Origin of the sequence: Microbacterium saccharophilum (genome assembly GCF_007992455.1) — a bacterium.
Lineage (GTDB): Bacteria > Actinomycetota > Actinomycetes > Actinomycetales > Microbacteriaceae > Microbacterium > Microbacterium saccharophilum.
The window spans coordinates 228,596-243,210 of sequence record NZ_BKAH01000003.1 but is presented as its reverse complement, the minus strand read 5'-3'; the positions used below and the strand labels follow the sequence as shown (position 1 = coordinate 243,210).

Sequence of the window (14,615 nt, the reverse complement as noted above, 5' to 3'; positions counted from 1 at the left end):
TCCCGGCTTGCGAGCATCGGCGGGTGCCCAAGCCCCTCGTGACCGTCATCCTGCCGGCGAAGGATGCGGGTGCCCACATCGGGACGACCCTCACGACCCTCTCCCGTCAGTTCGACGACCCTGCGCTCCTCAAGGTCGTCGCGATCGACGACGGCTCGAGCGACGACACCGGCGCGCAGATGCGGCACTTCGGGGAGCGACTGGAGCACGTCGAGGTGCTGCGCAACGCGACCCCGGTCGGCTTGGCGTCGGCGCGGAACCAGGGCCTGCAGCGCGTCGAGGGCGAGTTCTTCTGCTTCGTCGACGGCGACGACTGGATGCAGCCGCTGCGACTGCAGAGCCTCACGGCCGCGATGCGCGAGCTCGCATGCGATTTCGTCCGCACCGACCACGTGACCGTCACCGAGGGACGGCGGCAGCTCGTCCGCGCACCGTTCGCGTGGCGCGGCACGAGCGTCTCCCCCCGCGACGCCATCCTTCCCCCGGACGAGACGACGATGGTCGACTACCCGTATGCGTGGGCTGGCATGTTCCATCGGCGGGTGCATGACGCCGGACTGGCCACCTTCTCGGAGGGGCTCTTCACGGCCGAGGACCGACCGTGGATCTGGGGGCTGCATCTCGGCGCGGCGTCGTTCGCGGTCGTCGACGCGCCCGCGCTGCTGTACCGGCGCGGACTCCCCGGCTCGCTGACGCAGGTGCTCGACCGGCGGCAGCTGGACTTCATCCCGGCGTTCTCGGAGGCGCTGGGCGCCGTCGAAGCGGACCGGGAGGCAGCCCGCTTCCTCCCGAAGATCGTGGCGACGACACTGGCCGTCTGCGCGCACCACCTCTCCCGCTCGCGTGCCATGGCGCCGGGCACCCGCGCCCAGCTCCGCGACGGCATCCGCGACCTGCTGCGCCCCGTGCCCGCCGACATCCTGGATCATGCCCTCGCCGGCATGTCCGACCGCCGGCGCAGGCTGCTCGCCCGCAGCGTCCGCGAGGTGCGCCGCGCATGACCCAGGTCTTCGTCCTCAACTCCGCGTACGGGGCCATGACGGCAGCCGCCGCGATGGATGCCGGTCTCTTCCCCGAACCGTCCGGCGATCGCATCCTGCTCGCCGTCAACGCGGCGATCGTGCCCGAGACGACCACGGGGATCGCGGAGTCGCGGCAGCTGCAGGGGGTCCTCCGCCGCTTCGACCGCGTCGAGTCGCTCAACGCGCTCGTCGCGCCGACCCCGCCGGTGCAGTGGCAGCCCGCGGCCGACGACCTGCCTATGCTCGAGCGGCTGCTCCGCCGCGCGTGGGGCATCGACGACGGCTCGTCCCTCGAGCTCTTCCTGCAGAGCCCGCAGGTGCCGCCCTCCCGGACGCTCGCCGCCGTCTTCCCGGGTGCGCCGATCACGATCGTCGGCGACGGCCTCATGACGTACTCGCCCATCCGCGACCGGATGCCGGCGGCCTTCGCCGACCGCGTGCTCGGGGTCGCCTACGCCGACGTCGTGCCCGGCGTGGAGCCGCTCCTGTTCGCGGAGACGGGCGCTCCCCGGCTGCCGGTGCCCGTCGACCGGTTCCGCTCGATCGTGGAGGAGGTCGCGGGGGCGGCAGAGGATCCCGGCCTCGACGACCTGGCCGCATCCGCCGCCCCCACCGTCCTGATCCTCGGCCAGTACCTCGCCCACCTCGGCCTGGTCTCGGCCGACGAGGAGCAGGCGCTGCAGGCGGAGATGGTCGACCGCGCGCTCGAGTGGTCGCCCCGCCGCATCGTCTTCAAGCCGCACCCGTCCGCGCCGCCGGCGATCACCGACGCGGTCGCGCGCCGCGCACGCGCCCACGGCCTCGAGGTGGCCACGTACGACGGCGAGGTGCCGGCGGAGATCGTGGCGGCCCGCCTCCGCACCGTCGGCGTCGTCGCGGGGTTCTCGACGGCGCTGCCCACGGTCCGCGCCCTGTTCGGGACACCCATCGCGTCCGCCGGCACCGAGCTGCTGCTGCGCCGACTCCATCCCTACGAGAACGGCAACCGCATCCCCGTCACGATCGTCGACGCGCTCACGCGGCCGGGCTCTCCCTACACATCGCCCGCGCGACTTCAGCACCTCCTGGACACCGTGGGCCACACCATGCAGCCGCAGACCGCCGCGCAGCTACGGGGGCGAGCCGCGTCCTTCCTCGCCGGCGCCGACCCGGACGAGCGCGACCGGTACGTCGGCGCCCGGCGGCTCACGCAGCTGCGCCTCCCGGGCGGACGCCGCCCGGGACCGCTCGCCCGCCTGCTCACCCGCAGCGGCGTCGCGGGGCGCTTCGAGCAGGTGCGCCTCATAGCGCGCGGCGCGCTCCGGCGCGCGGCCCGCGCCTGGAAGGCGCTGGAGGGTCGATGAGAGGCGGCGAGGTCGGCGTGGTCGCGGTGATCCCCGCACGCGGCGGGTCGAAGGGCGTCCCGCGAAAGAACCTGCGCCGCGTGGGGGGCGTGCCCCTCGTCGTCCGCGCGATCGGCGCCGCGCACGCGGCGGAGCGGGTCGACCTCGTCGTGGTGTCCACCGACGATCCGGAGATCGCGGCGGTGGCGGAGGGCGCCGGGGTGCGCGTGGTCCACCGGCCCGCGGAGCTCGCCGGTGACACGGCGTCGTCGGAGACGGCCGTGCGGCACGCACTCGACGTCCTGGAGCGCGACGGCATCCGCCCGCACACGGTCGTCTTCCTCCAGGCGACGTCCCCCTTCATCCCGAGTGAGGGCATCGACCGCGGCGTCGACGCGGTGAGCGGCGGCGGTTACGACAGCGCGTTCTCGGCCTACGCGACCTACGGCTTCCTCTGGGAGCGGGGTGAGGACGGCGCGGCGACGGGCGTGAACCACGACCCCGCCTATCGGCCGCGGCGGCAGGACCGTGCCCCTCACCACGTCGAGACGGGTGGTTTCTACGTCTTCGACGCCGCCGGCTTCCGCGCCGCGGGCCACCGCTTCTTCGGGCGCACGGCGATCATCGAGGTGCCCGAGGCGACGGCGATCGAGATCGACGATGCCGAGCAGCTCGCCGTCGCGACGACGCTCGCCCCGCTCGTCGCCCCGCGCGGCCGAATCCCGGTGGACGCCGTCGTCACCGACTTCGACGGCGTCCACACCGATGACTCCGCCTGGGTCGACGCAGAGGGTGGGGAGGCCGTGCGGGTCAGCCGGTCCGACGGGATGGGTGTCGCCCTGCTGCGACGTGCCGGGGTGCCCGTGCTCATCCTCTCCACCGAGGTGCACCCCGTCGTCCGGGCCCGTGCCGACAAGCTCGGCGTTCCGGTGCTGCACGGCGTCGAGGACAAGGCGGCCGCGCTCGCGGGGTGGGCCGCGGACAGCGGCATCCCGTGCGAGCGCATCGCGTATCTCGGCAACGACGTCAACGACCTCGGGGTCATGGCGATCGTCGGGTGGCCCATCGCCGTCGCCGATGCCCACCCCGCCGTCCGCGCGGCCGCGCGCGTCGTGCTGGACCGGGCGGGGGGCCACGGCGCCGTCCGGGAGCTCGCCGATCGCGTGTTGCGCGCCTGACAGGGGAACGCCCCGCGCCCGCCACCCCGGGTTCACGGGCAGTTCACGACGCGCGATCAGTCTGGAGGCGAAGCCACCGGCGAGAGGAGGACGGATATGACCGTCAGCATCGGGTCCCACGTCCTGGGCGGCGGCAACCCCGTCTACGTCATCGCGGAGATCGGCCTGAATCACAACGGCGACGTCGAACTGGCCAAGCAGCTCATCGACGTCGCCGCACGGGCCGGCGCGAACGCCGTCAAGTTCCAGAAGCGCACGCCCGACATCGCCACCCCGGAGCACATGCGCGACACCCGGCGCGAGACGCCGTGGGGAACCATGACCTACCTGCAGTACCGGCACCGCATCGAGTTCGGCCTGGACGAGTACGTCGAGATCGGCGACTACGCGACACTGTCGGGGCTGGACTGGTTCGCCTCGCCGTGGGATGTGCCGAGTGTCGACTTCCTGGAGAGCCTCGGCGTCGTCGCGCACAAGGTGGCGTCGGCGAGCCTCACCGACACGGCACTCCTGGAGGCGCTGCGGGCGACGGGCAAGCCCGTCCTCCTGTCCACCGGCATGTCGACGATCGAGCAGATCGACCGTGCGCTCAGCGTGCTCGGGACCGATCGCGTCATCCTCATGCACGCCACATCCACGTACCCCATGGAGCCGGAGGAGGCGAACCTGAAGGTCATCGCGACCCTCCGCGACCGCTACGCCGGCATCCCGGTCGGCTACTCGGGGCACGAACGCGGACTGCAGATCTCCCTCGCCGCCGTCGCGCTCGGTGCCGTCGCGGTCGAGCGTCACATCACCCTGGACCGCACGATGTGGGGGTCCGATCACGCCGCGTCGCTCGAGCCGGGCGGCCTGGAGCACCTCGTCCGCGACATCCGCGTCATCGAGACGGCCCTCGGCGACGGGGTCAAGCGCATCTACCCCGGCGAGTTCGCCCCGATGGCGAAGCTCCGCCGCATACCGGCATGAGCGGCCCCGCGGACCGCCGGCCGCGACTGCGCGTCGTGGCGATCGCCGACGCGGATTCGTTCGTGAAGTGGTCGTCGGCGCTCATCGACGCGATCCCGGATGTCAACCCGCACCTCGTCCTGGTGCGGACGCCCCTCCTCGTGAGCGAAGAGCAGCAGGCGGCCGCGCTCGCCGGCACCCGCCTGAGCGCGGCCGACGTGACGCGGGTCGATCACGACGCGCTGACGCCGTGGCTCGCGGCGGATCGCCCGGATGCGATCGTCGTGGCCGGCCGCGGCCCGTTCGTCCGGCTCGTGCTGCGCCAGGTGGACCGCCTGCCGGTCCGCCCCGTCACCGTCTCCGGCCTGCCCGGCATGTCCATCCCCGCCCAGCGCGGCGCGGCGCTCTACCGTCGCCACGTCGATCTCCTCGTCGTGCATTCGCGCCGCGAGCTGCGCGCGTTCCGTGAACTGACCGGCCGCCTCGGAGTGTCCGTCGAGCTGGGCCTGGCGACGCTGCCCTACACCCGCAGCGCGCCGTCGGACGGCCGCGGCACCGACCTCGTGTTCGCGGCGCAGGCGATCGTTCCGCGCGAGCGGGCCGACCGGGCGGCGCTCGCCGACATCCTGCGGCGTGCGGCGCTCGCCGACCCCACCCGCCGCGTCGTCGTCAAGCTCCGCTCGCGCGCCGAGCGGGGCGAGCAGGAGACCCACCTCGAGCGCTCCGCGTACCAGGAGCTGCTCCGCGACCGCCCGGAGAACCTCGTCTTCTCGCACGAGCCGATGTCCGTCGCGCTCTCCCGTGCGGAGGGCCTCGTCACGGTGAGCTCGACAGCCGCCGTCGAGGCGATCGCGATGGGCGTGCCGGTCATCGCGCTGGACGCGTTCGGGGTGAGCAAGGCGCACCTGAACACCGTGTTCGTCGGCAGCGGCCTCTTCGGCGACGCCGACGACGTCGTGGCGCGCCGGTTCCGGCATCCGCACGCCGCGTGGCTCGACGACAACTACTTCCACGACCCGGCCGCCTCGACGTGGTGGGCGCGGGTGGGGGAGCTCGTGACGCAGCGGCGGCGTGGGGAGCTGCCGGCGCGATACGTTCCGGCGCCGCGCGGCGGCGCACTGCACGCCGCGTGGCACCGGAAGGCCGTGCTCGGCGCCGAGGATCGTACGGTGGCGGGGGCTGTCGCCCTGGCGCTCGGGTCGCCGCTGGTCCGCGCGATCCTCGCCGCGCGCCGGATCCGCGGCCGCCGCGGGGCGGGCACGTGGTCCGACGACAGCAGTGACATCACGGTGACCCCGGCGCGCCATCAGGATCCCATCCGCCGCCGCGGTCGGACGCTCGCCCTGTCCGCCGTGGACTGACCGCCCGGCGGCCCGCCCGCCGCGATGCGTCCCGCGCTCAGCGGGAGAACAGCGCCGACAGGATGCCGCCGAAGAACCCGGACTGCAGGACGAGCCAGAACAGCACGAACCCGCCGAACAGGGCGATCGTGCCCCACGGCACGCGGCGCGTCAGCCGCCGGCCCTGCGGGGCGACGCCCGGCGGCGGGCGCAGCGCCGCCGTGGGGGCGGCGAACGGAAGCGCCGGGGCTGGCCCCGCCGCGACCGCGGGATGTGCCGTCGGGACGGCGATGTCGGCGAGGCGCGCGTCGCGCCAGCGCTCCCACTGTGCGAATTTGTCCAGCAGCGCTGCGACGGCGGCGAACAGCCACGCCCATGTTGCCGGGTCGAGCGTGGAGAAGTCCCGCTTGGCGTAGAGGAACAGCCAGTCGTCGACGATCTCGACGTCGAGCGCCGCGGCGTTGTCGATGAACCGCGCCATGATGTCCGGCGTGAACAGGTACAGCGCGTCGCTCTCATAGCCGCGCGGGCAGTACAGCGCGAAGTACCGGTCGAAGTCGCCCTCGAGGCTCAGGCGCTGCTCCCTGTCGAAGGATGCCGGGAGGTTCGACCCGAACAGCGCGTTGTTGCCGAGGGCATCCAGCACGATGTGCGGCAGCGGCGTGGACAGCTTGACCGCGACATAGCCCCACTGATGCGTCGTCTGGTTCTTGCCCGACCCGGTCGTGTAGCGGTAGTTCGCGAACTCGACGAAGCGCGGCTCACTCCCGCGCAGGATGTCCGTCGCACGACGGCCGTGCCCCAGCCCGAAGATCATGCCCGGTAGCGGCGGGGCGGGCGATTCGGCGTGCCACGTCATCCCGTTCGCCTGCGCGAACCGGTCGAGCCGGTACCAGCGCTCCCCGCTCGCGCCGCGGAACAGCTTCACGGCGACCACGACGACGAGACCGACGATCACGACGAGGAAGAAGATCGGGAAGACCGCGAACAGGATGCCGGCGGGGCTCCCGCCGCCGCCGTCACGCGCGAGCTCCCAGAACGACCCGAGGATGCCGACGGCGATGTTGGCGAACATGACGAGGAACACGACGCCGACCACGACCGCCACGACGACGGCTGCCGGGGCCGCCTTCGGTGCCCGCCCACCGGCGCGCAGCCGCTGCACATAGGCGCGGACGACGTTCCGGTCGACCGGTTCCACGAGCGGGCGGGCGTCGAAGGGCAGTGCCGAGGTCCACTCCATGCGGCCACGCTACCGGCCGCGCGCCGCCGCCCATCCGAGCACGCTCTCCGACATCCAGGTGCGGTAGCGCTTCGGCGTCCAGCCGGACTGCGCCACGAGCTGCTGGCAGCCCTCGGGCGACATGAGGAACGACAGCTCGTCCGCGAGCGCGTCGGCGTCGTCGGGCGGCGCGACGATCCCGCGACGCACGAGTTCCGCCACGAGCATCCGGTAGTCGGCGCGCCGGTGCTCCAGGATCTCCGCCAGCGCCGTGGAGACGAGCGGGTCGGATGCCGAGGCGCCCAGCAGCACCGTCCACAGGGCGTAGCCGCGCTGATTGGCGCCGGCGATCTGACCGACGACGGCGTCCACGAAGGCATCATCGGGAAGCGCGAAGACGCCCCGCGCCACCTCGGTGTCGGCCAGCGAGGGCGCCGACTCGACACCGGCGAAGACGACCTCGAACGCAGCCACGAGCAGGGAAGCCTTGGATCCCGCGGCCTTGACGGTCTCCACCGACACCCCCGCGGCCCGGCCGATCGCCGCGAGGGTCGTCGCCTGGTAGCCCTGCGTCGCGAAGAGCTCGGCGGCGGCGGACACGATGCGCGTGCGGGTCTGGGCCGCCTGCGCGGTGCGCAGGTCGGATCGATAGGCGCGGGGGGATTCTTCGGGAACCACTATTGACTACCTCGTGGGTGTAGTGAATACTCTGACAGGCAAATCAAACTTAGACGAAGGATGCCGTCATGTCCACGTACCTCCTCACCTGCACGCCCGCGCACGGCCACGTCGCTCCGCTGCTGACGATCGCCCGCCACCTGCGGGAACAGGGCCACCGCGTGCGGATGCTGACGAGCGCTCGCTACGCCGACCGCGTGCGCGCCGCAGACGTGGAGTTCCTGCCGCTGCCGCCCGCCGCCGACGTCGACCTCGACGAGCCGGATGCCGCGTTCCCGCAGCGCCGCGGACTGCGCGGCCCTGCGGCGCTGCGCTTCGACATGACGCATCTCTTCCTCCGGCCCGGGCCGGCGCAGTACGCCGCTCTGCGGGAGGCGCTCGCCGAGGCGGCGACGGACGCCGTGCTCACCGAGCCGCTCTTCGTCGGCGCCGCCCTGCTGAACGAACTGCCGCGCACCGAGCGTCCGCCGGTCGTGGCGCTCGGGATCTTCCCGCTCGGGGTCAAGAGCCGGGACACCGCACCGTTCGGCCTCGGGGTCCCCCCGCGTCCCGGTGTCGCCGGGCGGCTCCGCAACGCGGCGCTGACCGTCGTCGCGGAGAAGATCGTCTTCGAGCCCGTCACCCGTGTCGCGGACGACGTCGCCCGCGAGGCCGTCGGCGCTCCGCTGTCGCGCTTCTTCCTGGACTGGGCCGGCGGCGCGGACGCGGTCGTGCAGTTCACCGTGCCGGCCTTCGAGTACCCGCGGAGCGACCTCCCGGCATCCGTGCACTTCGTCGGACCGCTGCCGCCCACCGCGGGCGAGGTCGCGCTGCCGGACTGGTGGGCCGACCTCGACGGCACACGACCGGTCGTCCACGTCACGCAGGGCACCATCGCCAACGACGACCTCACGCAGCTTGTCGCTCCGACGCTGCAGGCGCTCGCCGATGAGGACGTGACGGTCGTCGTCAGCACCGGCGGGCGGGATGTCGCCGCGCTCGGCCCACTGCCGGCCAATGCGCGTGCCGCGAGCTACCTGCCGTACGCCGACCTCCTACCGCGCGTGGATGCGATGGTCACCAACGGCGGCTACGGCGGAGTGCAGCAGGCGCTCGGTCACGGCATCCCGCTCGTGGTCGCCGGGCAGACCGAGGACAAGGTGGAGGTCAGCGCCCGCGTCGGGTGGTCGGGAGCCGGGATCAACCTCCGGACGAACCGGCCCACCCCCGCCGCGGTCCGGACGGCCGTGCGCGCCCTCCTCGACGAGCGCGGCTATGCCGAGCGCGCGCAGGAGCTGGCCGCCGCGTTCGCCGCCGCCCCCGGTCTCGCCGGCCTGGACGCCGTGCTCTCCGGTCTCGAGGCGCCGGAGCGGGCGCGGCAGAACTGATTGGGCCGCTGACCGGGCATCCGCTAGACTGTGGAGGTTGTCCGGCATCGGCCCAGTCCGAAGAAGCCCGTGACACGTGCACACACCCTCCTGCTGCCGGGAAATGCCCGTCAGCCGTTCTAGTCCGAAGGAGGTGGGTTAGTGACGCACACGCATCAGTACGAGCTCATGGTCATCCTCGACCCCGAAATCGATGAGCGTCAGGTTGGCACCAACCTCGACAAGTTCCTCAAGGTCATCACCAATGAGGGCGGCAGCATCGACAACATCGACATCTGGGGCCGTCGCCGCCTGGCGTACGAGATCCAGAAGAAGACCGAGGGCATCTACGCCGTCGTCAACTTCACCGCCACGAGCGAGGCCACGCAGGAGCTCGACCGTCAGCTGAAGCTGAACGAGCAGATCATGCGCACCAAGGTCCTCCGCGCCGAAGAGGCCATGGCCATGGTCGCTGCCGAGAAGGAGCGCTCCGACGCCAAGGCCGCCCGCAAGGCAGCGAAGGCGTAACGACGATGGCCGGCGAGACCGTCATCACCGTCGTGGGCAACCTCACGGCAGACCCCGAGCTGCGCTACACGCAGAACGGCCTGCCCGTCGCGAACTTCACGATCGCGTCGACTCCGCGCACCTTCGACCGCCAGGCCAACGAGTGGAAGGACGGCGAAGCGCTGTTCCTCCGCGCGTCGGTGTGGCGCGAGTTCGCCGAGCACGTGGCGGGTTCGCTCACGAAGGGTTCCCGCGTGATCGCGACCGGTCGCCTGAAGCAGCGTTCCTACCAGGACCGCGAGGGCAACAACCGGACGTCGATCGAGCTGGAGGTCGACGAGATCGGCCCCTCGCTGCGGTACGCGACGGCTCAGGTCACCCGCGCCGCCTCCGGCGGCAGCGGGAGCGGCGGTGGCGGCAGCTTCGGCGGCGGCCAGGCGCGTCCCCAGGTCCAGCAGGACGAGCCGTGGTCCACGCCCGGCTCGGCTGCCCCGGATGCCTGGAGCGCCCCCGGCACGTCGTACGGCGACGACACCCCGTTCTGATTCAGATTCCGGATGCCACCGGCATCCGATCACACTCGTAAGGAAGAAACATGGCTGGAAAGGCTACCGGCGATCGCCGTAAGCCGCGGAAGGGCGCCAAGAACGCCGCTCCCGCGAAGGCGATCCGCGTCGGCGTCATCGACTACAAGGACGTCGCAACACTTCGCAAGTTCATCTCGGAGCGCGGGAAGATCCGCGCCCGTCGTATCACCGGTGTCTCGGTTCAGGAGCAGCGTCTGATCGCCAAGGCGATCAAGAACGCGCGCGAAATGGCGCTCCTGCCCTACGCCGGCGCTGGCCGCTGAGGGGTAACGACATGGCAAAGCTGATTCTCACGAACGAGGTTGCCGGGCTCGGAAGCGCCGGCGACGTCATCGAGGTCAAGAACGGGTACGCCCGCAACTACCTCATCCCCCAGGGCTTCGCAGTGGCCTGGAGCCGCGGTGGCGAGAAGCAGGTGGCGTCCATCCGCGCCGCCCGCGAGTCGCGCGCGATCCACGACCACGAAGAGGCCGTGGCGCTCAAGGACGCCCTCGAGGCTGCCACCGTCAAGCTGGCCGTCACGGCCGGTAAGGAAGGCCGTCTGTTCGGCTCGGTGAAGACCGGCGACGTCGCAGACGCCGTCAAGGCCGCCGGCCTCGGTGACCTCGACAAGCGCAAGATCCACATCACCTCCCCGATCAAGGCCGTGGGCGAGCACGAGGCGACCGTTCGCCTCCGTGACGACCTCACCGCGGTGATCAAGCTGCAGGTGGTCGCCGCCAAGTAAGGCGTCGACGAGAGAAGCCCCGGACCCGAGCGGTCCGGGGCTTCTTCGTGTGCGGTGGTGGATTCGCGCGGAAGACATCTGATGTCTAATGTCTTCGGTATGGACGACATTCGCGCGCAGTCCGACCGCCCCGCTTCCGGCCCCGCTTCCCGCACCGCGGAGGTGCGCTACGGCCTCGTCGGGGCCGGGTACTTCGGCATGGCCCTCGGCCGGGGACTGGGGCGCCTGGAGGGCGCACGCATCACCCGGGTGTACGACCCCGAGCACGCCGCCGCCGCAGTCGAGGAGTTCGGGGCGGTCGCCACGGCATCCGTCGACGAACTCTGCGCGAGCCCCGACGTCGACGCCGTGATCGTGGCGTCGCCGAACTGGGCGCACCGCGAGGCCGCCGTCCTCGCCGCGCAGGCCGGCAAGCCGGTGTTCTCGGAGAAGCCGATCGCCCTGAGCTACGCCGACTGCAGCGCGATGGTGGATGCCGCCGCCGAGGCGGGTGTGCTGTTCATGGCCGGCCACGTGATGAACTTCATGAACGGCGTGCGGCTCGCCAAGCGCCTCATCGCGGACGGGACCCTCGGCAAGGTGCTGTACTGCCGCGCGGTGCGCACCGGCTGGGAGGACCCGCAGCCGTCCATCTCGTGGAAGAAGCAGCGCGCCCTCTCCGGCGGGCACCTCTACCACCACATCCACGAGCTCGACGTCGTGCAGTTCATCATGGGACCGGCCACGACCGTCACGATGGTGGGCGGCAACGTCGCGCACCGCGGCACGCAGTTCGGCGATGAGGACGACATGCTCCTCATCACGCTCGAGTTCGGCGACGACACGTTCGCCACGCTCGAGTACGGCTCGGCGTTCCGCTGGCCCGAGCACCACCTCCTCATCCAGGGCACGCGGGGCGCCGTCATGATCGACATGCAGCAGACCGGCGTGACCGTCCGCATCGGCGACCGCATGGAGAAGCATCTCCTGCACCGCACCGCGGAGGAGGATGCGCAGCGCACGGCGACCTACGCGCACAGCGAGACCTCCGGAGCGATCAGCTACGGGAACCCGACGACCGTCCCGCCGCTGTGGCTGACGGGCATCGTCGAGGAGGAGATGGCGTACTTCCACGGCCTGCTGCAGGGCGCCGAGCCCGAGCCGGAGTTCGCCGCGCTCACCGACGGCACCGCGGCGCGCGCCGCGATCGCGACGGCGGATGCGCTCAGCCTCTCGCTCGCGGAGAACCGCAAGGTCGAGGTCGCCGAGATCACGGGGTGACTCGACGGGCGGATGCCGCGGACCGGGGGGTTTCCGCGACACCGCCCGCCGAGCCGGTCTGTCAGGCGATGCGTCGGCGCGCGAGGAGCGCTGATCCCGCCGCAGTCAGCAGCACGCCCACCATCGGCAGGAGCGCCATCGCCGTGCCGCCGGTCTGCGCCAGCACCGCTGCCACAGCTCCGGATGCCGCGGCGCGGCCGACGACGGTCTCGCCGGCCGGCCGTGCGATCGGTGCGCGGTCCGGCAGGGTCGCCGGGGCGGTTCCGGGAACGGAGCCGGGGTCGGTTCCGGGGTTGCTGCCCGGATCGGTACCCGGTCCGGTGCCCGGGCTGACCGCGCCGGGCGCGGTCGATGTGGCATCCCCGATGACGGAGATCGACGTCCCGCCGAGCGCGATGGGAGCCGTCACCGGAAGCACCAGCTGCGTGCCCCCGAGGACGCCATCGGCACCCGAGGTGGTCGGCACGCCGCTCGCGGGCGGTGCGGCCGCCGGGGTGGCGGCCGGGCCGTCACCACCTGCGGCGGTGCTGTCCCCGATGACCGAGACGGCGAGGCCGCTGAGGTCGACCGGCACCTGGATCGGCGCGATCACCTGCGTGCCGCTCGCGATGCCTCCGTCCCCGGTGGTCGAGCCGGCCGGGGCGGTGCCGCCAGCCGACGCACCCGTCGGAGTCGTCGCGCCACCCTCGGCCGCACTGTCTCCGATGAGCGAGATCGCGACGCCGTCCACGGTGACCGGCACCGACACCGGCGCGACGGCCTGCGTGCCCGAAGCGACGGCATCCGCACCGTCTGTCGTGGCCACCGGCGCGGTCGCTGCCGAGTCGGCCGCGCCCGTCGGTGTTCCCTGCATCGGGGCGGCCGACTCGGCGTCGCCGATGCCGGACACAGCGATGCCGCCGATGTCGACGGGAACGCTCACCGAGATGAGCGCCTGCGTCCCGGATGCGATGCCGCCGGTGCCGCTGGTCGTAGCTTCGGCAGGTGCCGACGCGGCCGCGGGCGCGTCGCCGCCGCTCGTGCTCGAGGCATCGCCGAGCAGCGAGACGGCCGTCCCGGACACCGTGACCGGCGCCTCGACCGAGAGGAGGGCCTGGGTTCCGGAGAGGAGCCCGTCTTCCCCGGATGTCTCCGCCGCCTGCGCGACGGTCGCGCCGAAGACCGTGAGGCCCCCGGCCAGCAGCGTGCCCCACAGGGCGCGCGTGACGTTGATGTTCATGGTTCTGTCTCCTTGATCTGACGTTCGTCACGGCGTGCGTGTGCACGCCGGATGCGTTCCGCCGAGACGGCGGCGCGGTGAACGTCAGTCGGGAGAGACGTCGGCGGGATAGACGGGCGACGCGGGGACACGGCTGTCCGTCGCGCCGTGACGCCGCGTCCAGGCATGGTGCGCGGCGAAGAGCACGAGTGCGAGCAGGGCGCCCGTGGCGGGACCCATGCCGGCGGAGCCCGCGGTGGCGGAGGAGCCGACGGGGAGGAAGCCGCTCCCGCCCGGCAGCACGGCCGATGCGAGCGGGGCGACCGCGTCGGCGACGACGGCCATCGGCGCGGCGACATGATCCGCGACGACCAGCAAGGACGTGAGCGCGGCGGACCACAGCGAGCCGGCGAACGGCGACGAGTCGTCCATGCTCGGCGCGGACGGTGGGACGGTGGTTCCGCTTCCGGCGGTGACGGGGTGGGCAGGCGGTGGGAAGGTCGGTGCGTCGCCCACGAGAGGCGGCACGACGACGGCATCCACGGCGGGGCGCACGACGTCCAGCACGGGTGCCAGCGCGTCCGTCACCGGCGTGAGTGCCGGGTCGAGCGCGCCCACGACGGGGGTCACTGCGGCATCCACGAGCGGGGCGACCAGCGGTGCGACGGGGGCGACGACGGGGGCGACGACCTGCTCCACGACCGGGTGGACGACAGTCTCCGACGCCGGCTTCACGACAGCGTCGATGGCGGGACCGACCACCGGCTGGACCGCCTCGGCGACCGGTCGGACGAGGGGCGCCACGACGTGCTCGGAGACCCCGCTCGTCACGGGCTGGATGACCGGCTCGACGACAGCGTCCCGCAGCGTGGATGTCACGGTCGCGATGATGCCCGGCCGCTCGTCGTCGTCGTCCGCGTGCGCGATGGAGGGGCCGAACAGGAGGGAGAGAACGAGAAGCGCAAAGGCCGACCCGAACCCCGCCGCGATGGCGCGCGCGAGGCGCGACCCGTGCCCGTCGACGACTTCCACATCCACCTCCCGTGACGAAAGTCCGGCACGCACCGGGGGGTTGCGCGCTCTGGGATGCCAGTGTGGTGACGTTACCGGGCGGCCGTCCGATGTGTCCAGAGCGGAAGCGGAATCCCGACTTGACAAACGCGGATCCATCCCCAGCTGTCCACGGCGAGGACAACCTTCAAGCGACACTTCAATCACATTCCCACTCCACAGGGTGTGGAATAGCAATTGCCTGGTCAGAGGCGATATAAAAGTCTCGA

15 protein-coding genes are annotated in these 14,615 nt (G+C 72.2%); 11 read left to right on the top strand and 4 right to left on the bottom strand.

The features are described from left to right. The first annotated feature begins 23 nt into the window (after window positions 1–23). The 5 genes from MSA03_RS04980 (at window position 24) to MSA03_RS04960 (ending at window position 5,831) form a co-directional block, all read left to right on the top strand. Complete coding sequence (locus MSA03_RS04980) at window positions 24–1,001, top strand: glycosyltransferase family 2 protein (protein ID WP_147049880.1); 978 nt, start codon at window positions 24–26, stop codon at window positions 999–1,001. Next, entirely contained in the window at window positions 998–2,365 is a 1,368-nt protein-coding gene (locus tag MSA03_RS04975; RefSeq protein WP_147049879.1) for a polysialyltransferase family glycosyltransferase, read from the top strand. Before MSA03_RS04980 ends, MSA03_RS04975 begins: the two co-directional genes overlap by 4 nt. After that, window positions 2,362–3,522 (top strand): acylneuraminate cytidylyltransferase, encoded by a 1,161-nt coding sequence (locus MSA03_RS04970; protein ID WP_147049878.1) that lies wholly within the window; start codon window positions 2,362–2,364, stop codon window positions 3,520–3,522. The genes MSA03_RS04975 and MSA03_RS04970 overlap by 4 nt, the downstream gene beginning before the upstream one ends. A 96-nt stretch (window positions 3,523–3,618) precedes the next feature. Beyond that, entirely contained in the window at window positions 3,619–4,491 is an 873-nt protein-coding gene (locus MSA03_RS04965) for an N-acetylneuraminate synthase family protein (RefSeq protein WP_147049877.1), read from the top strand. Continuing rightward, entirely contained in the window at window positions 4,488–5,831 is a 1,344-nt protein-coding gene (locus tag MSA03_RS04960; protein WP_147049876.1) for a DUF6716 putative glycosyltransferase, read from the top strand. Before MSA03_RS04965 ends, MSA03_RS04960 begins: the two co-directional genes overlap by 4 nt. A 37-nt stretch (window positions 5,832–5,868) precedes the next feature. Here the strand turns inward: MSA03_RS04960 and MSA03_RS04955 are convergent, their stop codons facing one another. Beyond that, window positions 5,869–7,053, bottom strand: a complete 1,185-nt coding sequence (locus MSA03_RS04955) for a hypothetical protein (RefSeq protein WP_147049875.1) — start codon at window positions 7,051–7,053, stop codon at window positions 5,869–5,871. A gap of 9 nt (window positions 7,054–7,062) precedes the next feature. Continuing rightward, a complete protein-coding gene (locus MSA03_RS04950; RefSeq protein ID WP_147049874.1) occupies window positions 7,063–7,710 on the bottom strand; it encodes a TetR/AcrR family transcriptional regulator in 648 nt (215 codons plus the stop codon). Window positions 7,711–7,778: 68 nt separating this feature from the next. On the opposite strand from MSA03_RS04950, the gene MSA03_RS04945 reads away from it, so the two are divergent. The 6 genes from MSA03_RS04945 to MSA03_RS04920 all read left to right on the top strand — a co-directional run bounded on the left by MSA03_RS04945 (window position 7,779) and on the right by MSA03_RS04920 (window position 12,137). Further along, window positions 7,779–9,077: a glycosyltransferase gene (locus tag MSA03_RS04945; RefSeq protein WP_147049873.1), complete on the top strand. Its 1,299-nt coding sequence runs from the start codon at window positions 7,779–7,781 to the stop codon at window positions 9,075–9,077. Between the two features lie 168 nt (window positions 9,078–9,245). Beyond that, the gene (rpsF, locus tag MSA03_RS04940) at window positions 9,246–9,584 is read left to right on the top strand and encodes a 30S ribosomal protein S6 (protein WP_218028802.1); all 339 of its coding nucleotides are present in this window, start codon (window positions 9,246–9,248) and stop codon (window positions 9,582–9,584) included. A 5-nt stretch (window positions 9,585–9,589) separates the two neighbouring features. Continuing rightward, window positions 9,590–10,108, top strand: coding sequence for a single-stranded DNA-binding protein (locus tag MSA03_RS04935; protein WP_028496249.1), 519 nt, complete (start codon window positions 9,590–9,592; stop codon window positions 10,106–10,108). A gap of 50 nt (window positions 10,109–10,158) precedes the next feature. Beyond that, window positions 10,159–10,413, top strand: coding sequence for a 30S ribosomal protein S18 (rpsR, locus tag MSA03_RS04930; protein ID WP_005054609.1), 255 nt, complete (start codon window positions 10,159–10,161; stop codon window positions 10,411–10,413). Between the two features lie 11 nt (window positions 10,414–10,424). After that, window positions 10,425–10,877, top strand: a complete 453-nt coding sequence (rplI, locus tag MSA03_RS04925; RefSeq protein ID WP_028496250.1) for a 50S ribosomal protein L9 — start codon at window positions 10,425–10,427, stop codon at window positions 10,875–10,877. 99 nt (window positions 10,878–10,976) lie between these two features. After that, entirely contained in the window at window positions 10,977–12,137 is a 1,161-nt protein-coding gene (locus MSA03_RS04920) for a Gfo/Idh/MocA family protein (RefSeq protein WP_147049871.1), read from the top strand. Between the two features lie 61 nt (window positions 12,138–12,198). On the opposite strand, the gene MSA03_RS04915 is transcribed toward MSA03_RS04920, so the two are convergent. Together MSA03_RS04915 and MSA03_RS04910 are read right to left on the bottom strand one after the other, a co-directional pair. Then, window positions 12,199–13,356 carry a chaplin family protein gene (locus tag MSA03_RS04915; RefSeq protein ID WP_147049870.1) on the bottom strand — a complete coding sequence of 386 codons (1,158 nt, stop codon included), beginning with the start codon at window positions 13,354–13,356 and terminating at the stop codon, window positions 12,199–12,201. Between the two features lie 84 nt (window positions 13,357–13,440). Further along, entirely contained in the window at window positions 13,441–14,367 is a 927-nt protein-coding gene (locus MSA03_RS04910; RefSeq protein WP_170245453.1) for a hypothetical protein, read from the bottom strand. Window positions 14,368–14,615: the final 248 nt, after the last annotated feature.